Annotated in this window: 1 protein-coding gene; it reads left to right on the forward strand. The window is 31.6% G+C overall.

Annotated features, from left to right (window positions below):
* Positions 1 to 725: cytochrome f (locus tag EIZ48_RS31305; RefSeq protein ID WP_160658642.1), on the forward strand; the 725-nt coding region annotated here is incomplete at its 5' end.
* Positions 726 to 1,597: the final 872 nt, after the last annotated feature.

Here is a 1,597-nt window from a genome sequence, read left to right on the forward strand (position 1 = left end):
TTGAAGCAGTTGTTCGAATTCCTTATGATATGCAAGTGAAACAAGTTCTTGCTAATGGTGAAAAGGGGGCTTTGAATGTCGGAGCTGTTCTTATTTTACCTGAGGGTTTTGAATTAGCCCCTGCTGATCGTATTTCTCCCGAGATGAAAGAAAAGATAGGYAATTTGTCTTTTCAGAGCYATCGYCCMRMTAMYAAAAATATTCTTGTGATMGGCCCTGTTCCTGGTCAGAAATATAGTGAAATMACYTTTCCTATTCTTTCACCRGACCCTGCTACTAAGAAAGATGTTCACTTTTTAAAATATCCTATATACGTRGGTGGAAAYAGGGGAAGGGGTCAGATTTATCCCGACGGGARCAAGAGTAACAATACAGTTTATAATGCTACARCAACSGGWATAGTAAGCAAAATYATACGAAAAGAAAAAGGGGGATACGAAATAACGATAGCRGATRCATCGGATGGACGTCAAGTRGTTGATATTATYCCCCCAGGCCCGGAACTTCTTGTTTCSGARGGTGAATCTATCAAATTTGATCAACCATTGACGAGTAATCCTAATGTAGGMGGATTTGGTCAAGGAGATGCRGAAATAGTCCTTCAAGATCCATTACGCATTCAAGGCCTTTTGGTCTTTTTAGCATCTGTTGTTTTGGCACAAATTTTTTTGGTTCTGAAAAAGAAACAGTTCGAAAAGGTTCAATTGTCCGAAATGAATTTCTAGATTTCACGGATTTATCAACATCAAGTTTCTAATTATAAAAAGAACCCTAAAAKTATTAGGGATTATGTATAATCAAAAAAATGKAATTCKAAAYTTTTTTATTCTTTCTTTTTCTAYGAGATGCCRMGAAACCYTTGTATTGTGTTCGTAATCATAATATGTAGAATACTTTTTGYYTTTACCTTTTCTTTTTTTTATCCAAATMAAATTTGGATGGTGTGACTATATTATTCTTGCYAGATKAAAATATCATAAAAAACATCAATAGGTTTTTCTTCTAAATAGAAAATAATCAAATGGAACTAGATACAAATAAGTAGGAAATAGAGAAGGGATAAACGCGGGGAACAAACAATTCTAGGAAGGATTATTTGTCTTCTTAGTCTTCGACACARGAAAAGGCATTTTCAACACCCCTTTCTTGTGTCGAAATCCTAATGATTTTTYATTCCGCTCGWCAAAGATTTCTATTCTTAGTTTTTTATTGATGTATTAATATTAGAATGTATTAGAACTCTTTTTTCTCTTTTTTTTTAAGCTTTACGTAAAATATATAAAATATAGAATCTAASAACAAAGTACAAGTACGCAAACACAAAAAGATAGGTAGGTTTTATTTATTAAGTAATATTGAGTAATATAAAACTTCGTCAATGAACTTATAAAAACTGGATGGGATACTAATAAATAGATTAAATAGAATCAAATTCTATTCTTCGGGAAAGTATTTGTATAATATCTAATCTACAGAAATGCATATTCTTTTATCCAGGAAATTAACTGATTCTTTTTTTTTATAAAAAATTGAAACGTATATTAATGACTTTCTAKCAAGRAAWRGKCGTTCTKAATCAATTAATTWAGTTCTTGTT

It is taken from the genome of Photobacterium alginatilyticum (assembly GCF_009910675.1).
Classification (GTDB): domain Bacteria; phylum Pseudomonadota; class Gammaproteobacteria; order Enterobacterales; family Vibrionaceae; genus Photobacterium; species Photobacterium alginatilyticum.